Origin of the sequence: Fusobacterium perfoetens (genome assembly GCF_021531595.1) — a bacterium.
In the GTDB taxonomy this organism is placed as follows: domain Bacteria; phylum Fusobacteriota; class Fusobacteriia; order Fusobacteriales; family Fusobacteriaceae; genus Fusobacterium_B.
Genome location: NZ_JADYUD010000010.1, coordinates 51316 through 73041, shown reverse-complemented (window position 1 = coordinate 73041; position 21726 = coordinate 51316). Strand labels below are relative to the sequence as shown.

Sequence of the window (21726 nt, the reverse complement as noted above, 5' to 3'; positions counted from 1 at the left end):
AATATAGAAAATAAAAATGAGGTTGTTGCATTTTCTAATTTATAAATTTTTATCAAAAGATATTATTAATAGAAAAATAGCTATTTACAATGTTTTATAACATATTAAAAAATGAGGCTGTTGCAAATCTATAAAAATAAAATTTTATAAATTAGAAAATGCAACAACCTCATTTTTATTTTCTATATTTTTCAAGAAACTCTTTCATCATAAAGTTTATAATCAATGTTTTATTATACTCTTTATGTTCTGTACAAAACTCCTCAAATTCTCTTAAAATATTTTCTTCTACTCTAAATGTTGCCCTTTTAATATTATTTTCAGAAATTGTAAACATTTTTTTTGAGATATCTAAAATATTTTTTTCTGATGAATAAATTTTTGTTAAAATATCTAATTTTTCTTTTAAAGAGTTTATTTCATTTATGAAATCACTTGGAGAAAAATCATATTCTTTATTTATTTCTTTTTTTTCTATTTTTTTAGGAACAAAAGAAGAAGTTTTTTCTTTTATCCTTGGATATCTTTCAGGATTTATAACAGACATATCTTTTTTCTCAAGAGCCTGATGAAATAATTCCATATCTATTTGAGATTTTATATATCTAAAGAGTGTATCTCTGTTTATCTTTTCATCTTTACTTGTATAAAAAGAATTTGCAACAATGAATACAGCTTCTTCTTGTTGTATCTGTGTTTCAAAAAGTTCATCAAACATGTCTAAGATTTTATCAATTTTTTTCATATATTTTCCTTAAATTTATTTAATTACAAGTTCTACAGGACAATGATCTGAACCTAAAATATCAGTATGAATTTTTGCTGAAACAAGTCTTTCTTTCATAGAGCCTGAAGTTAAGAAATAATCTATTCTCCAGCCTGCATTTTTTTCTCTTGCCTTAAATCTATATGACCACCACGAATATATTCCTTCCTGATCTGGATAAAAATAACGGAAAGTATCTATAAATCCTGAATTCATAAGTTCAGTAAATTTATTTCTTTCTTGGTCTGTAAATCCTGCATTGTTTCTGTTTGTTTTAGGATTTTTTAAATCTATTTCTTTATGAGCAACATTTAAATCTCCACAAACAACAACAGGTTTATTTTTTTCAAGATTTTGCATATATTTTCTAAATTCATCTTCCCAAATCATTCTATAATCAAGTCTTTCTAATTCTGTTTTTGAATTTGGAGTATATACTGTAATGAAATAAAAATCTTCAAATTCAAGAGTAATAACTCTTCCTTCTTTATCATGTTCTTCTATTCCAAGACCATAACTTACTGATAAAGGTTCTTTTTTAGTAAAGATTGCTGTTCCTGAATATCCTTTTTTTTCAGCATAGTTCCAGTATTGATAATATCCTTTTAAATCTAATTCAACTTGTCCTGCCTGTACTTTAGTTTCTTGAAGACAAAATATATCAGCATCTTCTCTGTCAAAAAAATCCATAAATCCTTTTGTAAGGCATGCTCTTATACCATTAACATTCCATGAAATAAATTTCATTATTTTCCTCCTAAAATTTATTAATTATTTTGAAAAAATTCTTTAAGATATAGTCCTACTCCTCCATCATCATTTGATACTGAAGTGATTTCTGGTATAATATCTTTTACAAAATCTTTTGCATTTTTCATAGCTACAGGATATCCAACTTCTGTAAGCATTGATAAATCATTTTCATTGTCTCCAAATGCTATTATTTCATCTGTTGCTATTCCCATATCATCAGCTATTATTCTAAGGGCATTTCCTTTTGAACATTTTTTACTTACAATGTCCATAACATTATCTCCTGAGCCAAATATATTTACTTCCTCTCCGTAATTATCTTCTACAAATTTTCTTAATTCTTTGAAGATTTCCTGACTTCCAAAGAATACTATTTTTTCAAAGTCAAAAGCTTTTAAATTATCAAGATTTTCATTTGAATGGAAAGTATACTTTGTATTACTTAACTTAGATTCAGTATAATATTCTGTATCAAGCTGAGAATAACATACATCATAGTTTGAAGTAGCACTATATTTAAGACCTAATTCTGTTCCTTTTTTTAATATTTCAAGACACATAATTTTATCCATTTTTTCTGAATAAATAAGTGTGTTTCCTTTAAATACTCTTGCCCCATTAAAGCATGAATAATATTTTATTTCTTTAATATCTCCTAAAAGTTCTTTTATACTAGGAAGATCTCTACCAGAAGAGGGAACAAATACAATTCCTTTTTCAATACAATTATTTACTATATCTTTATTTATTGTTGGAATTTTTTTCTCATTGTCTACAAAAGTTCCATCAAGATCTGTTGCTATTAATTTAACAGGTTTATCGTCTGTTACAACTCCATTTGCAAGATATTCTTTCATGTATCCTTGAATATACCCATAATATACTTCAGGTATAAAATTAAATATAGGTCTCATTCTATTCATTAGTTTTGATTTTGTAACATGAAATTTTCTCCATGTATGTGCATCTGAAGTTACATTTTGTATAAATCCCTGAAATCTGTCACAAGCATTTGCAAACTTTGCTTCTTTAGTTTTCCCCTCTTCAAATTCAAGCCATATATTCATAAGTTCTTCTTTTTGATTTTTAGGAAGTATTCCATATATTTTTTTTGCAGCATCAAGTTCATTTTTTTCTTTTTCTGCCTGAGAATATGTTCCATATGCTGGAGTATCCCCTGCTACAATTTCTACTATATCATGAACTAATATCATTTTAATAACTTTTAGCATATCTACTTCTTCATGATAATATTCTTTCAGAAGAACTGCACACATAGCCATATGCCAACTATGTTCTGCATCAGTTTCCTGTCTTTTTCCGTTTAAAACAAGTCCCTGACGAAGAATTCCTTTTATCTTATCTATTTCTAGAATAAATTCTATTTGTTTTTGCAATCTATTCATTGCCTATCCCTCCTGCTTTTTTACTATATATTATTTTAGCATATCTTAAAACAATATTCTATACTATGAGTAAATAGTATTTTTATTTTATGACAAGAAGAGTTTTATTTGATAGTTTCTGTTTTATAGTGTATACTTATGTATATAAGAATATACTTTAAAAGGAGAATACTATGAGTAATTATGTAAATCTAAAAGAAAAAGCTTATGAGCTTATTAAAAATAAAATAATTAATCTTGAATTTATGCCTGGAGATTACTTGGAAGAAAAAAAATTAAGTGAACTTCTTAATGTAAGCAGAACTCCAATAAGAGAAGCATTAGCTCGTCTTGAAGCTGAAATGTGGGTGTCAAATCTGCCTCGGAAAGGAATTTTTGTAACAAAAGTTGATGAAAATATGCTTAATAATATTTTTGAAGCTAGGAAATGTTTTGAGCCAGCTATTCTTGAAATGGCATTTAATAATCTTTCGTCAATTAAACTTAATATTTTTAGAGAAAGATTTGTTAACTACAATACTCTTCCTCAAGAAGAGAAAGATAAATTAGATAATGATTTTCACCTTTATATTTTAAATTCTGTAGATAATATTTTTGTTCAGTCAATGATGGTTACTACTTTTGAACATGTAGTAAGAGTAAGAAAACTTTCTTTTGATAAAAAATTGAATAAAAGAATAAGTGATTCTAATGATGAACATATTCAAGTAATAGATTTTATTCTTTCAGGAAAAAAAGCAGAAGCTGCAGAAGCATTTAAAAAACATATAGAAAATTCATATATTTATTATCTTGGACTTTTATTTTAGTATATTAAGTTAAAATTTATATAAAACAATAAAAAATCAGAGCATCTTTTTTACTCTGATTTTATTTTGGAAATAATTTTAAAAAATTTCATCATATTTTTGAAAATTATTATATTTTAAAGTACTTCTTACTTTTTTTACATATTCATGTCCTTCTTCTGAATATTTAAGAAGCCCTCCTGCAATTTCATAAGGTGATTTTCCTTCCCATATCATTTTTCTTGCATTTGAATAAGCAGATGAACGGGAAATAATAAGTGTTATATCTTCAACAGTATCTTTTAATGTATCATATTTTTTTAGATGAGGAGTAAAATCACCCCTTGATCCTTTGGCAGCTATCCTTGGTTCATTAGGATTTGTAGACCAGACTCCAAAAGCATTATTTCCTTCTCTGAAAAATCTTGAAGTCCCCCAAGCACTTTCTATAGCTCCTTGTGTTAAAATAAGAGAGGCTGGGTATACTATCATTTTAGATTCTAGTTCCTCCCACTTTCCATATTCTGTTTTATATTTTTTAAAAAGTTTTTCTGCATACTGTTTTTCATTTTCTGTAAGTTCTTTTTTAATTTTTAATTTTTTTACAATTTCTCTATTGTTAAGAACTTCTTGTTGTACTACTTCTATAGAAGGCAGAAGAAGCTTTATAAAAACATCTTTTCTTTTAACAGGAGAAAGATTTCTTAAATCAATATTAATATCTGAAAATACAAATAAACCATCTCTTTCCTTATAAATATCATCAAGACTATTTACAACAATTTTATCATATTTTACTTTAGTTATTGTTTTTGAAGCAGAGAGAAAGTTATCAGCTTGATTTTTTAAATCTTTCTGACTTCCATAACTTATTATTGTAAACAGAAAAAAAATAAATAAAACCAAAAACATAAAAATATTTTTTTCAATCTTTTTTCTTTCTAACTTTTTAATTTTTATTACTTTCATAATTCAAATTCCTTTTTCTAATAGTATACATTTTAAATATAATTTTAGTTCTTATATCTTACACTAAAATGGTATTTTTTTCAAATATATTCTATAAATGAAAAAGAGTGTGATTTTAATTCACACTCTTTATTTCTATACATATATAAATCATTTTATTTTATAAACTACTAAATTCATTAGATATAAATATATTTTTATTTTTTAAATTTATTTATTTGCTCTGCTATCATTTCTGTTATTTCTTTAAGTTGCTCTTCTGTAAGGCTTTCATTAATCTTAATACTTGAAAATTTTATTCCATACTTTACATCAATAAGAGGTTTTTCCTCATTTGCCTTGATTCTTTTTAATTCTGCTCTCATTTCATCACGGGAAAAATCTTTTACTTTTAAAATATACTCTTCCATTTTTTCTTCAGGAAGATTTAAAGCTTTTATAAGTTTATTTATCTCTTCAGCCTTTGTAAGCTTTAGTTCATTTATATATCTTTTTACAGGAACAGGATAATTAAGACTTCCTTTTATTCTTTTTACCTGTCTTGAGCTCATATTGTATTCATCTCCAAGCTCTTCTATTGTAACTTTTCTTTTTTCACTGGCAACATGGAATCTGTAGGCAAGTTCAAGAATAGATAAATCTTCTCTATGTGTATTTTCATTAATCTGAAATACTTCAAGATCGTCTGCTGAATAATTTTCAGGAATAATAACAACTTTTCCATCAAAAGAGTAATCATCTCCATAATTAATATAACCAGTTTTGATTGCAGCTGTTCTTCTGTATCCTGAAATTATTCTATATTTTCCATTTTCTTTTTTTTGGATATAAACAGGATTTATAAGTCCAACTTCATAAATGCTTGAAGAAAGTCCTTCTATTCCTTCATCATCTTTTAATTCTTCAAAATTCTTTTCTCTTAAAATATATTTTTTATCACTTAAATCTATGTTATCTAAAATATCTTTTGTAAAATTTACAAGAGAAGCACCAGGAATATTTTCCATTTTTACACTGCTGTTTCCAAATGGATTACCAGTCATCATCTCTACATTTTCTGATACTTTTGCTCCAAGATTTTTATACTGATCTATTGACATATCTTTAAAAAAATCATTTTTTTTACTGCTCATTGTCATTCTCCTCTCTGGCTATTATTTCTTTAGTCAGATTAATATAATCTTTTGCACCATTAGATGCAGGATCATATGCAAAAATTGATTCATGTCTTGCTGGTGCTTCAGCAAGTTTTATATTTCTTCTTATTTTTGTATTCATAAGTTTATCTCCGAAAAATTCAGCTATCTTATCTAGCGCTGCTTTATCTAGATTTCTTCTGTTATCATACATTGTAGCAAACACACCTTTTAGAGTAAGCTCTTTATTCATTAAAAGATTTCTTCCCATTTCAATTGTCTGTATAAGCTGAGTTACACCTTCCATTGCATAATATTCTGTCTGAATAGGAACATAAATAGAATGAACCATAGCAAGAACACCTAAATTTAATTTTCCAAAACTTGGGGCACAGTCAAATACAACATAATCATATTTTGTAAAATCAAATTGTGATAATCTATTTTTTAATAAAAATTCTTTTCCTGGTAATTCAAGATATTCAAATTGTGATAATCTAAGGTCTGCTGGAATAATATCAATACCTTCTCTTGAAATTATAGCTTCTTCTGGAGAAATTTCTCCCTTAAGCATTTCATACACACTTGGCATTTCAGGTTCATAAGCTCCCAAACCTTTAGTAAAGTTTCCCTGAGGGTCAACATCAATAGCAAGAACTCTTTTATTTAATTTAGCAAGTCCTATAGAAACACTTTGAGCAGAAGTAGATTTTCCAACTCCTCCTTTTTGATTAAGAAATGCTATAAATTTAGTAGACATTCTTTTTGAAAAATATTCTCCTAAAGCTTCATTGATTATTGTAGATTCTTTTTCTCCTCTTTGCTTAGCAAGATTTTTAACATCTTTATCTTTATCTACTTCAAGCATTACATTTTTTCTAAATTTCTTACTTTTTAGTTCTTTTTTCTTTCCTTCCATTGTCTCCTCCTCAGTTTGTATTTAAAAATAGAAATTTTATTGTACAATATATTTATACTCCAATAAGTGTGTAATGTCAACTTATTTTTTCATAAAAAGTGTGTATAAATTTTATTTCTATTTTAAAAATACTTACATTTTAAAAATAAATATCGTATAATATGCATATACTGCAAAGAGGATGTGTATGAATTTATGAAATATGCTGTTGGTTATATAAGAGTTTCCAGTGAACGGCAAGTAAAAGAAGGACAGGGGCTGGAAATTCAAGAAAAATCAATTAGGAAATATTGCAAAGAAAATAATATTGAACTTATAAATATATTTTCTGATGAAGGAATAAGTGGGGCTGAAAGCTTAGATAAAAGAGAAGGACTTGCTCAGGCAATTGAACAAATAAAATCTTTATCAAAAACAAATAAACCTGTTGATTACCTTATAGCACAAAAACTTGACAGGGTTGCTAGAAATACTATGCTTCTTGGATATCTTGAATTTGAATTAACAAGAGTCAAATGTTCTATAATATCTTCAGAACAAAAATTTGAAGATACACCAAATGGTGGACTAATGAAAGATATAATAGTTGCTTTTGCATCTTTTGAAAAAAAGATGATAAATATGAGAACAAATTCTGGTAAAAAAAATAAGCTCAGTAAAAAACTGCATACTTCTGGAAATATTCCAATAGGATATAAAAGTGATGGAGAAAATATTGTAATAAACGAAGATGAAAGACCTATTATTCAATTTATTTTTCATGAAAGAATCACTGGTCAGTCATACAGAAGTATATCTAATGATTTAAAAAAAATCTTTAATATTGCCCTTTCTTACAGCTCCATAAAATATATTTTAGAAAATACAATATATATGGGGAAATTTAGACAAGAAAACACATATATAGATGTACCTAATATCATAAGTACATCTTCTTTTTACAGAGCAAGAAAAATAGGAAAAAAATAAATTAAGTTTTGAACAGGGGATGAGTTATTAAATGTTTGATGTTTTTTTTAGTGAATTTAATTTACAGACATTTTTATTTTTGTCTGCTGCCTGCTTTGCAGCATCTTTTATAGATGCAATAGCAGGTGGAGGAGGGCTTATAAGTGTTCCTGCCTTTGTTGCTTCAGGACTTCCCATACATGTTGCAATGGGATCAAATAAAATGGCTGCAAGTTTTTCAACTTTAGGAAGTGCTGTGAAATATTTCACATCAGGAAAAATTAATTTTTCTCTTATGAAATATCCTATGATTTTAGGGGCTATCGGAGCTGTTTTAGGAGCTTGTGTAGTATCTAATACTAGTGAGGAAATACTTGAACCTCTTATTTTTATAATGTTGCTTGCTGTTATTATTTATACTTTTGCAAATAAAAATATGGGAATAAAAGATGAGTTTCAAGGAGCAACATTAAAAAATACAATTTTTGGAAGTATTATGTCTTTTATTGTATGTTTTTATATAGGTTTCTTTGGGCCAGGAGGAGGTTCATTTCTTTTATTTGGACTATTAAAAGTTTATAAATTTGATTTTATAAGAGCTTCTGGAAATGCAAAAGTTCTTAATCTTATAGCAAACCTTGCAGGACTTGTAGCATTTATATATTATGGAAATGTTTCATATCTTTATTCTATTCTTGTTGGAGTTGTAATGTATATAGGAGCTCAATGTGGAGCAAAATATGCAATAAAAAAAGGATCAAAATTTATAAGACCATTTTTCCTTATTGTTTCACTTATTACGATAGCCAAAATGGCCGTAGAAAAATTTTTATAATATAAAACTAAACGGAACTGAAAAAATATCAAGTTCCGTTTATATTTTTATTTCAAAAATTTTTTATACTCTTTTTTTGTAAACTTAGGATTACCATGCTTATATTTAAATGTATGATTCTTATTAACTACTTCAATATCTACTTTTATAAGCCCTTCTCCTATATCTGCTATTTCATCAAATGCTCTTTTGCTTAAATCAATATCTCTTCCATATTTCTTACTGAAAGATCCTCTGTCTGTCACTACAACTATAACTGATTTATTATTTTCTTTATTTGTAACCTTTAAAACTGTGCCAAAGGGATAACTATTAGATGTACATGTCAGCTGTTTAGAACTATAAATATAACCACTGGCTGTAGGTTTTCCTTCAAATCCTTTTCCATACCAGCTGGCTGTTTTAGCGAAAATAATTTGAGAAATAAAAAACATAAATAAAAAACCTTTTTTCATATTCATTCTCCTCATTATAACTTTTCATATATACTTTATAATAATCATATCATAAAATATAGTTTTTTAGAATAAACTATTTTAAATATATTTATTTTTTATAGGACTTTAATAATAGAAGTTAAAATTTTTTATTGACTTTTCATTTTTAAAATGTTATAACTCTCCTATAAAAGATATCTTTTATATTAATTAATATGCCCTTAACATTTTTTATATTATATTAAAAGGAGACCGACTGATTTTCAGTCGGTCTCTTTCTAAATTCCCATTAAATATTTTTTAAATTTCTTATATGCTCTACTGCTTTTAAAATTCTTTCAAGCCCATCTTGAACTTTTTTTATTGAGCATGCCACATTAAATCTTAAGAAGTATCTTCCTTCTTCTCCATAAGTAAGACCTGGCATAACAGCAACTTTACCTATATCTATCAAATATCTCTGGAATTCCTCACTTGGCAAATCAAGTTCTGAAAAATCAATCCATGCAAAGTATGAACCTTGAGGAACTTCACATTTTAATTCAGGAATATTTTTCTGAAGATACTCTTTTGTAAATCTAATATTATTTTCAGTATATTTTACAAGCTCGTCAACCCAGTATTCACATTTATTATATGCTGTAATAGTTGCAATGACAGCTAATATAGATGGTGAAGAAAGAGCATCTCTATTTTTTAAAATTCTTAAAAACTCTTCTCTATCTTTTTCAGATGGAATAAAAAGATAAGAACCTGTAAATGCTGGAATATTAAATGTTTTTGAAGCAGAAGTACATAGAATCATATTCTCAAGATACTCACCTCCAAGAGAAAGTATTGGAATATGTTTACCATTATAAACTATATCCATATGAATCTCATCAGATATTATAAAAACATTCTTTTTTCTGCATATATCAATCATTTTTTTCAGTTCTTCTTCAGTCCATACTTTTCCTACAGGATTATGAGGACTGCATAAAAGAAATACTTTAGCTTCGTCACATTTTTTTTCAAAATCTTCAAAATCAACTTCATATCTTCCATTTACATTTTTTAAAGGAGAAGATATTAGTTTTCTTTCATTTCCTTCTATCATTTTGAAAAATCCATCATATCCAGGAGTATTTATAAGAACTCCATCACCTTTTTCTGTCTTCATCTCTATGAATTTAGATACAGAATAAATTACACTTGGACTATAAACTATCCACTCTTTATCAGGAATATAATTAAATCTTTTTTCATACCATCCTGTTACAGCATTTTTAAAATCATCATGATTCCATCTGCTGTATCCAAATATTTTATGGTTGATTCTTTTTATAAGAGCCTCAGCTATCTCATCTGGAGATTCTAAATCCATATCTGATATTGTAAAAGGAAGAAGATCTTCTTTTCCAAACCTATCTTTTATATAATCCCACTGTGTACAGTATGTCCCTCTTCTGTCTTTTATATCATCAAAATTCATATTCTCACCTTATTACATTTTACTCATTAGTTTTTCTAATTTATTTTTAACAACATTAACTTGAGGTCCTATTATTACTTGAAGATTTGTTTTATCAAGTTTTACAACTGCAACTGCACCAGTATCTTTAATTTCTTTTTCATCTACTAATGACATATCTTTTACAACTAATCTTAATCTTGTTAAACAGTTGTCAAGAGAAACAATATTGTCTTTTCCTCCTAATGCTTTAAGAAGTTTTTCTTCGTCATATCCTCCAAGTTTAGCATCTTTTCCTTCAGCCATTACTTCTCTTCCAGGAGTTTTTAAGTTAAATTTAGTTATTGCCCATTTAAATACAAAATAGTATATTATAAACCATACAATTCCAACTGCTATTACTAAATACCATTTTGTTTTTGTTCCTTGTAAAACTCCGAATACTAAGAAATCTATTATATTTCCATCTGTATTACCTATAGCTACTTTTAAAATTCCCATTACCATAAATCCAAGTCCAACCATAATACAATGGAATAAGTAAAGAGCTGGAGCAAGGAATAAGAATATAAATTCAAGTGGTTCTGTTATTCCACCAACTGCACAAGCAACTACTCCTGATATTAAAAGTCCTTTTATTTTTCTTTTATTCTCAGGTCTTGCTGTAGTGTACATTGCAAGAGCTGCTGCTGGAAGACCAAACATGTATACTGGCATTTTTCCTTGTGATAAAAACTTAGTTACATTTGGATCAAATATTCCATTTGCAAATTGTTTATAGAATATTGTAAGAGCACCTGAAACTGTTTCTCCATTTACAACTGCATCTCCACCTGCTGATGTAAATCTAATCATTGCAACAAGAATATGATGTAATCCAAACGGTCTTAAAAGTCCTTCTCCTGCACCAAAAAGGAATGGTCCAAATGGCCCTGACTTACTAATAACATGTCCTATTCCTATTATCATACGGTTGAAGAAAGGCCATATAAAAGGAATTAAAAGACTTACCACACCAACAATAACTGCTGTTGCTAAAGGAACAAATCTTGAACCTGTCCAGAATCCTAAGAAATCTGGAAGAGAAATTGTACGGTATTTTTCATGTATTTTATATACAATAATACCTATTATAAGTCCTCCAATAACTCCTGTATCAATACTTTGAATTCCCATAACCATAGCTTGTCCTGCTTCTTTCATATTTTCAGGAGAAGCTAAAGTTCCTGTAGTTTTTAATAAAAAGTTTACAGCAAGATGAGATATTGTAAATCCTACATATCCAGAAAAAGCTGCAACTCCTTTGTCTTCTTTTGCAAGTCCTAAAGGAATTGCTATTGCAAACATTACAGGAAGATTTGAAAATGCAAATGAACCTATTGTTGCCATAAAATTAAAGAAGGCATTTAATATAGGATTTTTTAAAAACGGAAGAATTTCTGCTGTAACAGAACTTGCAAAAGAACTTCCTACTCCTAACATAATACCACAAGCTGCCAGTAAAGACACAGGCAGTACAAATGTTTTTCCTAATCCTTGGAAAAACTCCCAAAAGCTAACTTTTTTCGCCATGTATATCCCTCCATTACATATATTATTTTAACTTGATATTATTATATAATATTCAAAATGTAATGTTAATATACATACTTTTTCATATTTTTTTGAAAAAAAGTTTAACTGTTTTTGTATCTCTATATTGATTTTAATATTATTTCCAATGCTTCATCATTACTTTCAGCTATAATAAGATTTTTTAAAAAAATTTTTTTCTCAGATAAATCCATCAACTCTGAAATTATTTTTAAATATTCTCTTTTATTTTTTATTGACAAAACAAATAAAACATATCCTTTTTCTCCTTCTTCCACTTTTATTCCATTTTTAGAAATTACTACTGAAAGACCTTCTTTTAAATAATCTTCATTATCTGTATTGTAGCAAAAAAGTATCCCTTTCTCTATGAACATATATCTTCCATAATTTCCTGCCAAATCTTTTAATTTTACAAACATTCTGTCTTTTGCACAGCCATCTTTTACAAGAAGATTTATCCCAATTTTAACTGCTTCTGTAAATTTTAATTCTTCTTCTGTCAAATATATTCTATTTATTTTTAAAAGTTCAGGCAAAATATTTTCATTTTTACAATTTATATCATCTTCTATAAGAATATCAAATTTCTCTCTTATTTCTTCTGTTATATTTTCCATATTCGCTTCAAGTGAATTTTTCTTAATTATTTCTGTCAATTCTTTTAAAGAAATTTTTTTTATATTATCATAATGAAGATAAGATTCAATACATTCTGCTATATATACTGTTTCTTCATCTCTTAAGGGTTCTAAAAGATATTTATTATTTTCTGAAACAGCCTTTTTCACTTTTTCAAATATCTTTTCATCTATTTTTATTTTTCTTGCTTCTAAATTCTTATATAATTTAAAATTATTTTTTATTCTATAAATAGCAGGAATTAAATATTTAAGAAGTTTTTCTGTAAGTTCTCTGCTCGTTGAAAATTTTTTATTCATATCTTTTTCAAGAGCTCTCAATAATCTATTAATAAACTTTTCTGCAATAAAAAAATTTTCATAGAAATAGTTTACATACTGACCACTTAAAAAATATTCTAAAAGATGCAACATTTCATATTCAAGTTTTATATCAATAATTTTATCAAGAACTTTCTGAATAATTTTATACTCATCTAAGGTTTTTAAAAATTCACTATTTATTTTCCTATTTATAATATATTTATTTGACATTCTTTCAATAGTTACTGTAAGATACAAAGTTATGATATTTTTAAACTGTTCAGGAAATTCTGTACCAAACTTTTCTTCTATTTCATATATTGATTCAGGTATATTTTTCTCATAATATTTATTTATATATTTTTCTATTATTTGACTCTCAATTTTTTCATTAAGATATTTTTTAGAAAATATGAAAATTTCTTTATCCTTTACTTCAATATAGTCTAATAATTTTAAAAGTTTTAAGTGTCTTAATTTTTTCTCATTTCCTGATATCTCTATTTTATTGCCATCTCTTAAAAAATAAAGTTCAAAATATGAGATTTGCTTTTCAACATTTTTTAAATCTTTTTTTATTGTTGTTCTGCTTACATTTAAAAACAACTCTATCTCTTTCAAAGTAACATTTTCTTCAAAAAGATATTTAGTAAGAATATAACTTTCTCTTTCTTCCTGAGAAAAAGTGTAAGTAACCATATCAAGATTTTTAATAAGAAAGTTAAGATTTTTTTCATCTGTACTAAAAACAAGGCTTCCTTTTTTTATTTCTATCTCATCAAGATTTTCTTTTCTAAGATAAAAATTTATATTATCAATACTGTATCTTATATTCCTTTCACTTACAGAATATTTTTCTGCAAAGTATTTTAAAGGTAAAATTTTTCCATTTATTTCTTCTAATAAATCTATATCTTTCCTATTTAGTCCCATTTTACCTCCAATCTAGCAAAATAAAATAATCTATCCTATACTTCCATAACAAAATCCTAATATAAGTATTATAATTACGCCAGGAGTGAAAATATATTTTCCTACATTTAATACAAAAGCTCCTATTTTATATTTAGATCCTTCATTAATTTCATTTATAACTTTTTCTTTTCCTACAAAAAAGAAATAAAATCCAAGTACAAATACTGCTCCTAAGGGAATCATATATACAGACATTATATCTGCAAATTTCCCAAAAAGATTCATATTAATATCAAGAGGTATACCTATTAATAATAAAACGCTTCCTACAATAAAGCTTGCCTTCTTCCTTGAAAGATTAAATTTTTCCATTATAGCTTCTACAGGAACTTCTAATTGATTTACAGCAGAAGAGACAGCTGCAAATATTATACTTAAGAAAAATACCGTTCCTAAAATCTTTCCTCCTGTCATTTGTGAAAAAACAGCAGGCAGTGTTATAAATAAAAGACTTGGTCCTGCATCTGGTTTAAATCCAAAAGCAAATGCTGCTGGTATTATTATAAACCCAGCAAGTAAGGCTGCGCAAGTATCTAATATACATGTATGAAAAACACTAGCTGGAATATCAATATCTTTATCTAAATAACTTCCATATACAAGAAGAGCTGATCCACTTAACCCTACAGTAAAAAATGCCTGCCCTAAGGCCATAATCCATGTAACAGGTTTTGCAAGCAACTCCCATCTTGGAACTAAAAGGTATTTTACTCCTTCTGCTGCTCCTGGAAGAGAAAGTGATTTAAATACTAAACCTATAAATATCATAAACATAAGAGGCATAATAATTTTATTAAGTTTCTCTATTCCTTTTACAACACCAAAAGATATTACAACTATACTTAAAATTGCTGCTGTTATATGCCATACTATAGAACTGCTACTCCCTGCAAAATTATTAAAATATTCACCATAATTAATGCTATTCATATCTGTTGTAAGATACATTATAAAATATTTTATTACCCATCCAAAAACAATTACATAAAAAGTAAATATTCCTGAAACAGAAATAACTGGCACCCAAGATATAACTGAACTAAAAGGTATATTTTTCTTTTTCATAAGTTCCCCTACACCAAGAACTCCTTTTTTCATCATTCTTCCAAATGATATTTCTGAAATCAATCCTACAAATGAAAATAATATTACAAATATAAAATAAGGAATAAGAAAAGCTCCTCCACCAAATGTTCCAAGTTTCCAAGAAAAAAGCCAAATATTTCCCAGTCCTATTGCTGCTCCTACACATGATAAAATAAACCCTATTCTGTTACTGAACTTTTCTCTTTTCTCTTTCAAAACAACACACCTCCAAATAAAAAAATCCACAGATGTATCTGTGGATTACAAACTATTTTTATAAATTTCTACTCCTCTAAATACACATTCATCTTATTTTTATTTCTTAAACATAAAATGAGTCTGTATCTTTAAAAGATTACAAACTCTGCTTAAGAACTCCACCAATGTGATAAAGATGTATTATTTATATTTTTATTAAATTGATAAAACTTTTTCATAAATAACACACCTCCAATTTTTAGTCATAAAAATTTATATTCATTATGATATCATTGAGAGAAAAAAAATACAAGCATTTTTTTAATTACATTCATATTTTTTATTTTTTTACTTAATATAAAAATCATTAATAATTATTAAAAACTTTTATTGACGAAATTAATGGATTATGTTAAAATTCATTAGGTTATTTTTAATATATCTGTGTATACTTAAGTATTTTTTCAATAAAAAATTGAAAATCACAGCAACTTAAAAATTAAAATAAATTTATCTAGGGGGTAAAGATGAAAAACTTGAAATTAATTCACAAAGTTTTCATTGGTTTGGTTTTAGGTATTCTTGTAGGAGCTTTATTATATCCTATGAAAGAACAACCTTTTGTAAGCAAATATGTTATTGGATTTTTATTTGAACTTCTTGGACAAGGTTTCTTAAGACTTGTTAAGATGATCATTGTTCCTCTTGTATTTGCATCTCTTGTTACAGGTACAGCTGCAATGAATGATGTTAAAAAACTTGGAAGAATTGGAATAAAAACATTACTTTTCTTCATGGCTACTACAGCTCTTGGAATTATTGCTGCAATAATGGGAGCAAATATTTTAAAACCTGGTGTAGGAGTTGCTCTTGAAAATGTTCAGCAATCTCAATTTGTAGCAAAACAAGCTGATTCTTTTGTAAAAGTTCTGCTTAATATCATTCCTACAAATCCATTTGATGCTCTTGTGAAAGGAGAAATGCTTCAAGTTATATTCTTTGCTATAATGACTGGGGTTGTTATAACTCTTCTTGGAGACAAGGCTAAAAGACTTCAAGGTCTTTTTGAAGAAGCTAATGAATTAATGCTAAGAATGGTTAGTATTATAATGGAACTTGCTCCATTTGGAATATTTGGTCTTATTGGTAAAACATTCATAACTCTTGGATGGGCTGCTATGAAACCTCTTGCTTCATTTATAATAGTTACATATATACTTCTTATTTTCCATGGACTTGTTGTGTATCAAATACTTCTTCGTATTTATGCAAAAGAAAACCCTATAGTTTTCTTAAAGAAAATACTTGCTCCTATGACTCTTGCATTCTCTACATCAAGCAGTGCTGCATGTATTCCTCTTGCACTTAAAACATTAAAAGAAGAATTTAATGTTGAAGATAAAATATCTTCATTTACTATTCCTCTTGGAACAACTATAAATATGGACGGAACAGCTATTATGCAAGGAGTTGCTACTGTTTTCATTGCTCAACTTTACAATATTCATCTTACTACAAATGATTATTTTATGGTTGTTTTAACAGCAGTTTTAGCTTCAATAGGTACAGCTGGAGTTCCAGGTGTTGGAACAATCATGCTTTCTATGGTTCTTGCACAAGTAGGACTTCCTCTTGAAGGTATAGGACTTATCCTTGCTGTTGATAGAATTGTTGATATGGGAAGAACAACAGTAAATGTTATTGGAAACTTAGTATGTTCTGTTGTTATTGACAGAATTGAAAAGAGAACTGAAGAAAAAGAAAGAAGAAAAGCTGCTTAAGAATTATAAAATAATAGTTTTTGAAAATTGAAAAAAGAAAAAAAATATGCTATAATAATTCAATAAATAATATTGGAGATGAGGCTCTCCATGAAATTAGATTTAATTTCAGAATGCTTTTCTTAATTTATAATAAAAAAAGATGATAGCTTCTGCAGGTGTAATTTTTATATTTGCAGGAGCTTATTTTTTAATTTTAGGAGGATTTTTTATGCTTTTTAGTTTCGCTGTTTTTATTCTGACCGCTATGCTTCTAGCAAAAGGATTTGAAAAACTTCATATGCCCCCTCTTCTTGGAATGCTTTTTACAGGAATTCTTTTAGGATCTTATTCTAAAGATTATTTTGTAACTGAAAAAGGACTTACATTTTTAAATAGTTTTTTCATTTCTGACAAAATTCTTGATGTTTCTAATGAATTAAGAACTCTTGGACTTATTATTATCTTAATTAGAGCTGGACTTGGAATTGATAAAGAAGTTCTTAAAAAAATAGGAAAAACTGCTGTAAAAATGGCATCTCTTCCATGTCTTTTTGAAGGATTTACAGTAATGTTTGCAACTCATTTTATCCTTGGGTACTCTCTTCCTGTAGCTGGATGTCTTGGTTTTATTCTAGCAGCTGTTTCTCCTGCTGTTATTGTTCCTGAAATGCTTTCTTTAAAAGAAAAGGGACTTGGAAAAGAAAAAGAAATTCCTACTATAATTTTAGCAGGAGCTTCTATAGATGATGTTTTCGCTATCACACTTTTCACTGCTTTTCTTGGAATGTCTTTAGGACAAGAAATAAATATCTTTCAGGAAATTTTAAAAATACCTGTAAGTATTTTATCCGGTCTTTTACTTGGACTTGCTGCAGGATACATACTTTATCTTTTATTTAAATTTTTCCATATAAGAGATACTAGAAAAGCTCTTATTTTCATGACTGCTGCCATTATGCTTCACCATGTAGAAGAAATGAATATCTTTCCTATTGCAAGTCTTCTAGGAATTATGAGTATGGGATTTATTATTCTTGCTAAAGACAATTCTCTTGCAAAAAGAATAGCATTGAAATTTAATAAAATATGGGTTTTTGGAGAAATTCTTCTTTTTGTTCTTATAGGAGCTGCTGTAAATATTCGGGTTATTTTTGAATCAGGTCATATTGGAGTTCTTATTGTTTTAATTGGTCTTATAGGAAGACTTATTGGAGTCACAACGGCTCTTTATAACTCAAATCTTAATACTAAAGAAAAGCTTTTCTGTGGAATATCATATATTCCTAAAGCAACTGTTCAAGCTGCCACTGCTGGTATCCCACTTGCTGCAGGAGTCCCTCACGGAGATACAATTCTTGCTATAGGAGTCCTTGCTATAATAATAACAGTTCCTATAGGAGTTACTGGAATAAGACTTGGCAGAGATACCCTTTTATAATTTTTTAAAATTCTCAAATATAAAAATAAAATTTGGAGCTGTTGCATTTTCTAATTTATAAAAATAAAATTTTAGAATATTGAAAATATTTTCATAAGATAAAATTTTATTTTTATAGATTTGCAACAGCCCCTTCTATTTTGTTATCTTAATAATATCATTATTTATTTTCTAAAGTTTCTTTCATAAATACTTCCTGAGAATTTATATTCTCTTCATTTTCTTTAGGAAGCAATCTTATATATTTCTTATCATTTTGAAGTCTTCTTGCTTTAATATTATCTCTCATAATTACATCAAGAATATGTTCTATTTTTTCTTTATTTTCCTCTGAAGTAATAGGACATGAGATTTCAACTCTATGCTCTGTATTTCTTGTCATCATATCACCTGAAGAAATATATATTTTTCTCTCTTCTTTCATACCAAAAGCATAGATTCTTGAATGCTCAAGAAAGCGTCCTACAATACTTATTACTTTTATATTTTCAGTTTTTCCTATTACTTCTGGAATAAGACAGCATATTCCTCTCACAATAAGAGTCACTTGAACTCCTTTTTCAGAAGCTCTTACAAGGGCTTTTATAATATCTTTATCTGTAAAAGAGTTACATTTTATTATTACAGTTCCTGTCTTTCCTTCTTCACATTTTTTTATTTCCTCTTCAATAGAAGCAATTATATTATTTTTAAATCCTACAGGAGCAATCCATAATTTTTTATATACTCCTGAAAGATTTCCTATTGCCATATTCTTAAAAAATTTATCAGCATCTATACCTATTTCTTCATCAGATGTCATAAAAGAAAGATCTGTATAGATTTTTGCTGTTTTTTCATTATAATTTCCTGTTCCTATCTGAGTTATATATTTAAATTCATTCTCATCTTTATATGTTATAAGGCAAATTTTAGAGTGAACCTTAAATTTATCTGTTCCATATATAACTCTGCATCCTGCTTCTTCTAATTTTTGGGCCCATTCAATATTATTTTCTTCATCAAATCTTGCCCTTAGCTCCATTAACACTGTAACTTCTTTTCCATTTTCAGCTGCATTTATAAGATAACTAGCTAATTTAGATTCTTTTGAAATACGGTATAAAGTCATTTTTATTGCTTTTACCTTGGAGTTATTTGAAGCTTCTTTTATAAGATTTAAAAAAGGTTTCATCCTTTCAAAAGGAAAATGAAGTAATCTGTCTTTTTTTAAAATTTCTTCTATCATATTTTCTGTCTCTATAGTTTGAATTGGTGTAAAAGGAGTATAAGTAAGTTTTTCCTTTACATCTGCAGGAATAAAATTTTCTAAAGAAAAGCAATATATTGTGTCCAATGGAGTTTCTGAAATAAATAGCTGTTCTTTATTTAAATTTAATTTTTCCATAAAATATTTATTAAAATCTTTATTCATTTTCTTTTGCATTTCAATTCTTACTGGAGAAAGTTTTGAACGATTTTTTATAAGCTTTTTCATATGTTGTCTGTAATCTGTTGAATCATCATAGATTTCTAAGTCTGTATCTATATCTGCATTTCTTGTAATACACATTACAGTACTATCTATAAATTTATACATTGAAAAAATATCCTGTGCAAAATAGAGAATAATATCTTCTAATAAAAGAAAAGTATTTTTTTCTTTATCAAGAACAATTATTCTGTCAATACCTTCAGGTACAGGTATAATTCCTATAAGTTTATTTTTTTTATTTTCCAAATGAACTGCAATATGTAATTTCTTATTTTGTATAAATGGAAATGGATGCCATACATCTATAATTTGAGGAGATAAAATCGGAAGTATATTTCTTTTAAAATATTTTTCTATTTTTTTTATCTTATTTTCATCAAGATTTGACATTTTTTCAAAATTTATATTATTTTCTCTTAAAGAGACATCTAACTTTTTAAAAACATAATCACGAAGTCTGTAAAGAGTTTCTGTATTTTTATAAATTTCTAAAAGTTGTTCTTTAGCACTCATTCCTGTTTTATCATCTGAATAATCAGGAATATATTTCATATAATCATTAAGAGTACCAACTCTTACCATAAAAAATTCATCAAGGTTTGTTGTAAAAATTGAAATAAATTTAAGTCTCTCAAGAAGAGGGGTAGTTTCACAGTCTGCTTCTTCTAAAACCCTTTCATTAAATTTTAACCATGAAAGTTCACGATTGTCTATATAATCATATTTATTTTTAATTTTCATTATTTTCCGCCTTATTATTTATTTTACTTAAAATTCTATCTATAAAATATCCTTCTCTTATGCCATTTTTGCTTATATTTATTATTTCACAACCAAATCTTTTTACTACTTCATTTAAAATTACAAGTCCACCTGCAAGAGAAAAAATACGCTCAGGATTTATTTTATATATAGGTTTATATTCTTTAGGATCAGAACTTCTAAGTTTATTTACAATATCTTTAACATTTTCTTTATTAAAAGATTTTTCCTCAGAAGAAATTCTAAATAATTCTTTTGCTATCTCAAGAGCTGCCCTTGAAGTTCCTCCAACTGCATACATTGTTTCATAATCACTTTCAAAATCCCATTGAAGTTCATCTATTGCTTTGTTTATAATTTTTCTCATTTTTCTTATTTCTCTGTCTGTTGGAATAATTCCTTTTGTTGATTTATTTTGAAGATTTAAAGCCCCTATAGGTATACTTGCTAGCCTTTTTATTTCACCATTTTCAAATAAGACAAGCTCTGTACTTCCTCCTCCAATATCTATAAGAACACCTCTTGTTAATTCAGAACCATTTTTTACACCTATAAAATCAAGTCTTGCTTCTTCATCACCAAAAAGTATTTCAGGAACAATTCCTGTTCTTTCTTTTATCTCATTTAAAACTATTTCTCTATTATTAATATTTCTAAGAGAAGCTGTTGCAAATACAGAATATTTTTCTATTTTTTGTTCCTCTAAAATTGCTTTATATCTATTTAAAGCCATACAAGCTCTCACAACACCAATTTCTGTAAGGCCACCATCTTTTATACAAGATGCTAGACCTGCTATTGTTTTTTTGTTCTGAACAAGTCTTATTTTTCCCTCTTCATATCTAAATACAGATAATCTTATTGTATTAGATCCCAAATCTATTACACCATAATCCATAACACACATTCCTCCTCATACTTTTTAATATATGATAAAATCAATGTGTAATAAGAGCATATAACTTTTGTAAAGATAGTGTAAAAAAAATAAAAAATTGATAAAATTAAAAGGATTAACTTCTATAAATATAGAAATCAATCCTTTTTATAATTAAATATCATTTTTTAAAATCAACTAACTTT

The 21726-nt window shown here is 27.2% G+C and carries 18 protein-coding genes; 5 read left to right on the top strand and 13 right to left on the bottom strand.

Annotation, left to right across the window (positions count from 1 at the left end; all coding sequences use genetic code 11):
• Nucleotides 1-175: 175 nt before the first annotated feature.
• Genes I6E17_RS07170 through I6E17_RS07160 form a run of 3 tightly spaced genes read right to left on the bottom strand, consistent with a single transcriptional unit; the run spans nucleotide 176 to nucleotide 2925 of the window.
• Nucleotides 176-745 carry a hypothetical protein gene (locus I6E17_RS07170; protein ID WP_235236414.1) on the bottom strand — a complete coding sequence of 190 codons (570 nt, stop codon included), beginning with the start codon at nucleotides 743-745 and terminating at the stop codon, nucleotides 176-178.
• A 15-nt stretch (nucleotides 746-760) separates the two neighbouring features.
• Nucleotides 761-1513 carry an exodeoxyribonuclease III gene (locus tag I6E17_RS07165; RefSeq protein WP_235236413.1) on the bottom strand — a complete coding sequence of 251 codons (753 nt, stop codon included), beginning with the start codon at nucleotides 1511-1513 and terminating at the stop codon, nucleotides 761-763.
• Between the two features lie 20 nt (nucleotides 1514-1533).
• On the bottom strand, nucleotides 1534-2925 hold the full coding sequence (locus tag I6E17_RS07160; protein WP_235236411.1) for a Cof-type HAD-IIB family hydrolase: 1392 nt from the start codon (nucleotides 2923-2925) through the stop codon (nucleotides 1534-1536).
• 173 nt (nucleotides 2926-3098) lie between these two features.
• On the opposite strand from I6E17_RS07160, the gene I6E17_RS07155 reads away from it, so the two are divergent.
• Nucleotides 3099-3734 (top strand): GntR family transcriptional regulator, encoded by a 636-nt coding sequence (locus I6E17_RS07155; protein ID WP_235236409.1) that lies wholly within the window; start codon nucleotides 3099-3101, stop codon nucleotides 3732-3734.
• A 78-nt stretch (nucleotides 3735-3812) separates the two neighbouring features.
• Here the strand turns inward: I6E17_RS07155 and I6E17_RS07150 are convergent, their stop codons facing one another.
• The 3 genes from I6E17_RS07150 to I6E17_RS07140 all read right to left on the bottom strand — a co-directional run bounded on the left by I6E17_RS07150 (nucleotide 3813) and on the right by I6E17_RS07140 (nucleotide 6737).
• Complete coding sequence (locus I6E17_RS07150) at nucleotides 3813-4682, bottom strand: glucosaminidase domain-containing protein (RefSeq protein WP_235236407.1); 870 nt, start codon at nucleotides 4680-4682, stop codon at nucleotides 3813-3815.
• Nucleotides 4683-4879: 197 nt separating this feature from the next.
• Nucleotides 4880-5815 carry a ParB/RepB/Spo0J family partition protein gene (locus tag I6E17_RS07145; RefSeq protein ID WP_235236405.1) on the bottom strand — a complete coding sequence of 312 codons (936 nt, stop codon included), beginning with the start codon at nucleotides 5813-5815 and terminating at the stop codon, nucleotides 4880-4882.
• A complete protein-coding gene (locus I6E17_RS07140; protein ID WP_235236403.1) occupies nucleotides 5805-6737 on the bottom strand; it encodes a ParA family protein in 933 nt (310 codons plus the stop codon). Before I6E17_RS07140 ends, I6E17_RS07145 begins: the two co-directional genes overlap by 11 nt.
• 195 nt (nucleotides 6738-6932) lie before the next feature.
• On the opposite strand from I6E17_RS07140, the gene I6E17_RS07135 reads away from it, so the two are divergent.
• Nucleotides 6933-7706: a recombinase family protein gene (locus I6E17_RS07135; protein WP_235236401.1), complete on the top strand. Its 774-nt coding sequence runs from the start codon at nucleotides 6933-6935 to the stop codon at nucleotides 7704-7706.
• A gap of 31 nt (nucleotides 7707-7737) precedes the next feature.
• On the top strand, nucleotides 7738-8520 hold the full coding sequence (locus I6E17_RS07130; RefSeq protein ID WP_235236399.1) for a sulfite exporter TauE/SafE family protein: 783 nt from the start codon (nucleotides 7738-7740) through the stop codon (nucleotides 8518-8520).
• Between the two features lie 47 nt (nucleotides 8521-8567).
• Here the strand turns inward: I6E17_RS07130 and I6E17_RS07125 are convergent, their stop codons facing one another.
• The 5 genes from I6E17_RS07125 to I6E17_RS07105 all read right to left on the bottom strand — a co-directional run bounded on the left by I6E17_RS07125 (nucleotide 8568) and on the right by I6E17_RS07105 (nucleotide 15224).
• Nucleotides 8568-8975 (bottom strand): septal ring lytic transglycosylase RlpA family protein, encoded by a 408-nt coding sequence (locus tag I6E17_RS07125; RefSeq protein WP_235236398.1) that lies wholly within the window; start codon nucleotides 8973-8975, stop codon nucleotides 8568-8570.
• A 271-nt stretch (nucleotides 8976-9246) separates the two neighbouring features.
• The gene (locus I6E17_RS07120) at nucleotides 9247-10431 is read right to left on the bottom strand and encodes a MalY/PatB family protein (protein WP_235236397.1); all 1185 of its coding nucleotides are present in this window, start codon (nucleotides 10429-10431) and stop codon (nucleotides 9247-9249) included.
• A 12-nt stretch (nucleotides 10432-10443) separates the two neighbouring features.
• A complete protein-coding gene (malX, locus tag I6E17_RS07115) occupies nucleotides 10444-11982 on the bottom strand; it encodes a maltose/glucose-specific PTS transporter subunit IIBC (protein ID WP_235236396.1) in 1539 nt (512 codons plus the stop codon).
• A 122-nt stretch (nucleotides 11983-12104) separates the two neighbouring features.
• Nucleotides 12105-13880: a PTS sugar transporter subunit IIA gene (locus I6E17_RS07110; protein WP_235236395.1), complete on the bottom strand. Its 1776-nt coding sequence runs from the start codon at nucleotides 13878-13880 to the stop codon at nucleotides 12105-12107.
• Nucleotides 13881-13910: 30 nt separating this feature from the next.
• On the bottom strand, nucleotides 13911-15224 hold the full coding sequence (locus I6E17_RS07105) for a sodium-dependent transporter (protein ID WP_235236394.1): 1314 nt from the start codon (nucleotides 15222-15224) through the stop codon (nucleotides 13911-13913).
• A 509-nt stretch (nucleotides 15225-15733) separates the two neighbouring features.
• Here I6E17_RS07105 and I6E17_RS07100 point away from each other — a divergent pair.
• Both I6E17_RS07100 and I6E17_RS07095 read left to right on the top strand, forming a co-directional pair.
• A complete protein-coding gene (locus I6E17_RS07100; RefSeq protein ID WP_235236392.1) occupies nucleotides 15734-16987 on the top strand; it encodes a dicarboxylate/amino acid:cation symporter in 1254 nt (417 codons plus the stop codon).
• 211 nt (nucleotides 16988-17198) lie between these two features.
• The gene (locus I6E17_RS07095) at nucleotides 17199-18407 is read left to right on the top strand and encodes a cation:proton antiporter (RefSeq protein WP_235236391.1); all 1209 of its coding nucleotides are present in this window, start codon (nucleotides 17199-17201) and stop codon (nucleotides 18405-18407) included.
• A gap of 160 nt (nucleotides 18408-18567) precedes the next feature.
• Here the strand turns inward: I6E17_RS07095 and ppk1 are convergent, their stop codons facing one another.
• Nucleotides 18568-20622: a polyphosphate kinase 1 gene (gene ppk1 / locus I6E17_RS07090; protein WP_235236388.1), complete on the bottom strand. Its 2055-nt coding sequence runs from the start codon at nucleotides 20620-20622 to the stop codon at nucleotides 18568-18570.
• Nucleotides 20612-21541, bottom strand: a complete 930-nt coding sequence (locus I6E17_RS07085; RefSeq protein ID WP_235236386.1) for a hypothetical protein — start codon at nucleotides 21539-21541, stop codon at nucleotides 20612-20614. The genes ppk1 and I6E17_RS07085 overlap by 11 nt, the downstream gene beginning before the upstream one ends.
• Nucleotides 21542-21726 lie beyond the last annotated feature (185 nt).

Coding starts and splice junctions, on each gene's coding strand:
- I6E17_RS07170 (WP_235236414.1), bottom strand. CDS start 745: ATGAAAAAAATTGATAAAATCTTAGACATGTTTGATGAACTTTTTGAA.
- I6E17_RS07165 (WP_235236413.1), bottom strand. CDS start 1,513: ATGAAATTTATTTCATGGAATGTTAATGGTATAAGAGCATGCCTTACA.
- I6E17_RS07160 (WP_235236411.1), bottom strand. CDS start 2,925: ATGAATAGATTGCAAAAACAAATAGAATTTATTCTAGAAATAGATAAG.
- I6E17_RS07155 (WP_235236409.1), top strand. CDS start 3,099: ATGAGTAATTATGTAAATCTAAAAGAAAAAGCTTATGAGCTTATTAAA.
- I6E17_RS07150 (WP_235236407.1), bottom strand. CDS start 4,682: ATGAAAGTAATAAAAATTAAAAAGTTAGAAAGAAAAAAGATTGAAAAA.
- I6E17_RS07145 (WP_235236405.1), bottom strand. CDS start 5,815: ATGAGCAGTAAAAAAAATGATTTTTTTAAAGATATGTCAATAGATCAG.
- I6E17_RS07140 (WP_235236403.1), bottom strand. CDS start 6,737: ATGGAAGGAAAGAAAAAAGAACTAAAAAGTAAGAAATTTAGAAAAAAT.
- I6E17_RS07135 (WP_235236401.1), top strand. CDS start 6,933: ATGAAATATGCTGTTGGTTATATAAGAGTTTCCAGTGAACGGCAAGTA.
- I6E17_RS07130 (WP_235236399.1), top strand. CDS start 7,738: ATGTTTGATGTTTTTTTTAGTGAATTTAATTTACAGACATTTTTATTT.
- I6E17_RS07125 (WP_235236398.1), bottom strand. CDS start 8,975: ATGAAAAAAGGTTTTTTATTTATGTTTTTTATTTCTCAAATTATTTTC.
- I6E17_RS07120 (WP_235236397.1), bottom strand. CDS start 10,431: ATGAATTTTGATGATATAAAAGACAGAAGAGGGACATACTGTACACAG.
- malX (WP_235236396.1), bottom strand. CDS start 11,982: ATGGCGAAAAAAGTTAGCTTTTGGGAGTTTTTCCAAGGATTAGGAAAA.
- I6E17_RS07110 (WP_235236395.1), bottom strand. CDS start 13,880: ATGGGACTAAATAGGAAAGATATAGATTTATTAGAAGAAATAAATGGA.
- I6E17_RS07100 (WP_235236392.1), top strand. CDS start 15,734: ATGAAAAACTTGAAATTAATTCACAAAGTTTTCATTGGTTTGGTTTTA.
- I6E17_RS07095 (WP_235236391.1), top strand. CDS start 17,199: ATGCTTTTTAGTTTCGCTGTTTTTATTCTGACCGCTATGCTTCTAGCA.
- ppk1 (WP_235236388.1), bottom strand. CDS start 20,622: ATGAAAATTAAAAATAAATATGATTATATAGACAATCGTGAACTTTCA.
- I6E17_RS07085 (WP_235236386.1), bottom strand. CDS start 21,541: ATGGATTATGGTGTAATAGATTTGGGATCTAATACAATAAGATTATCT.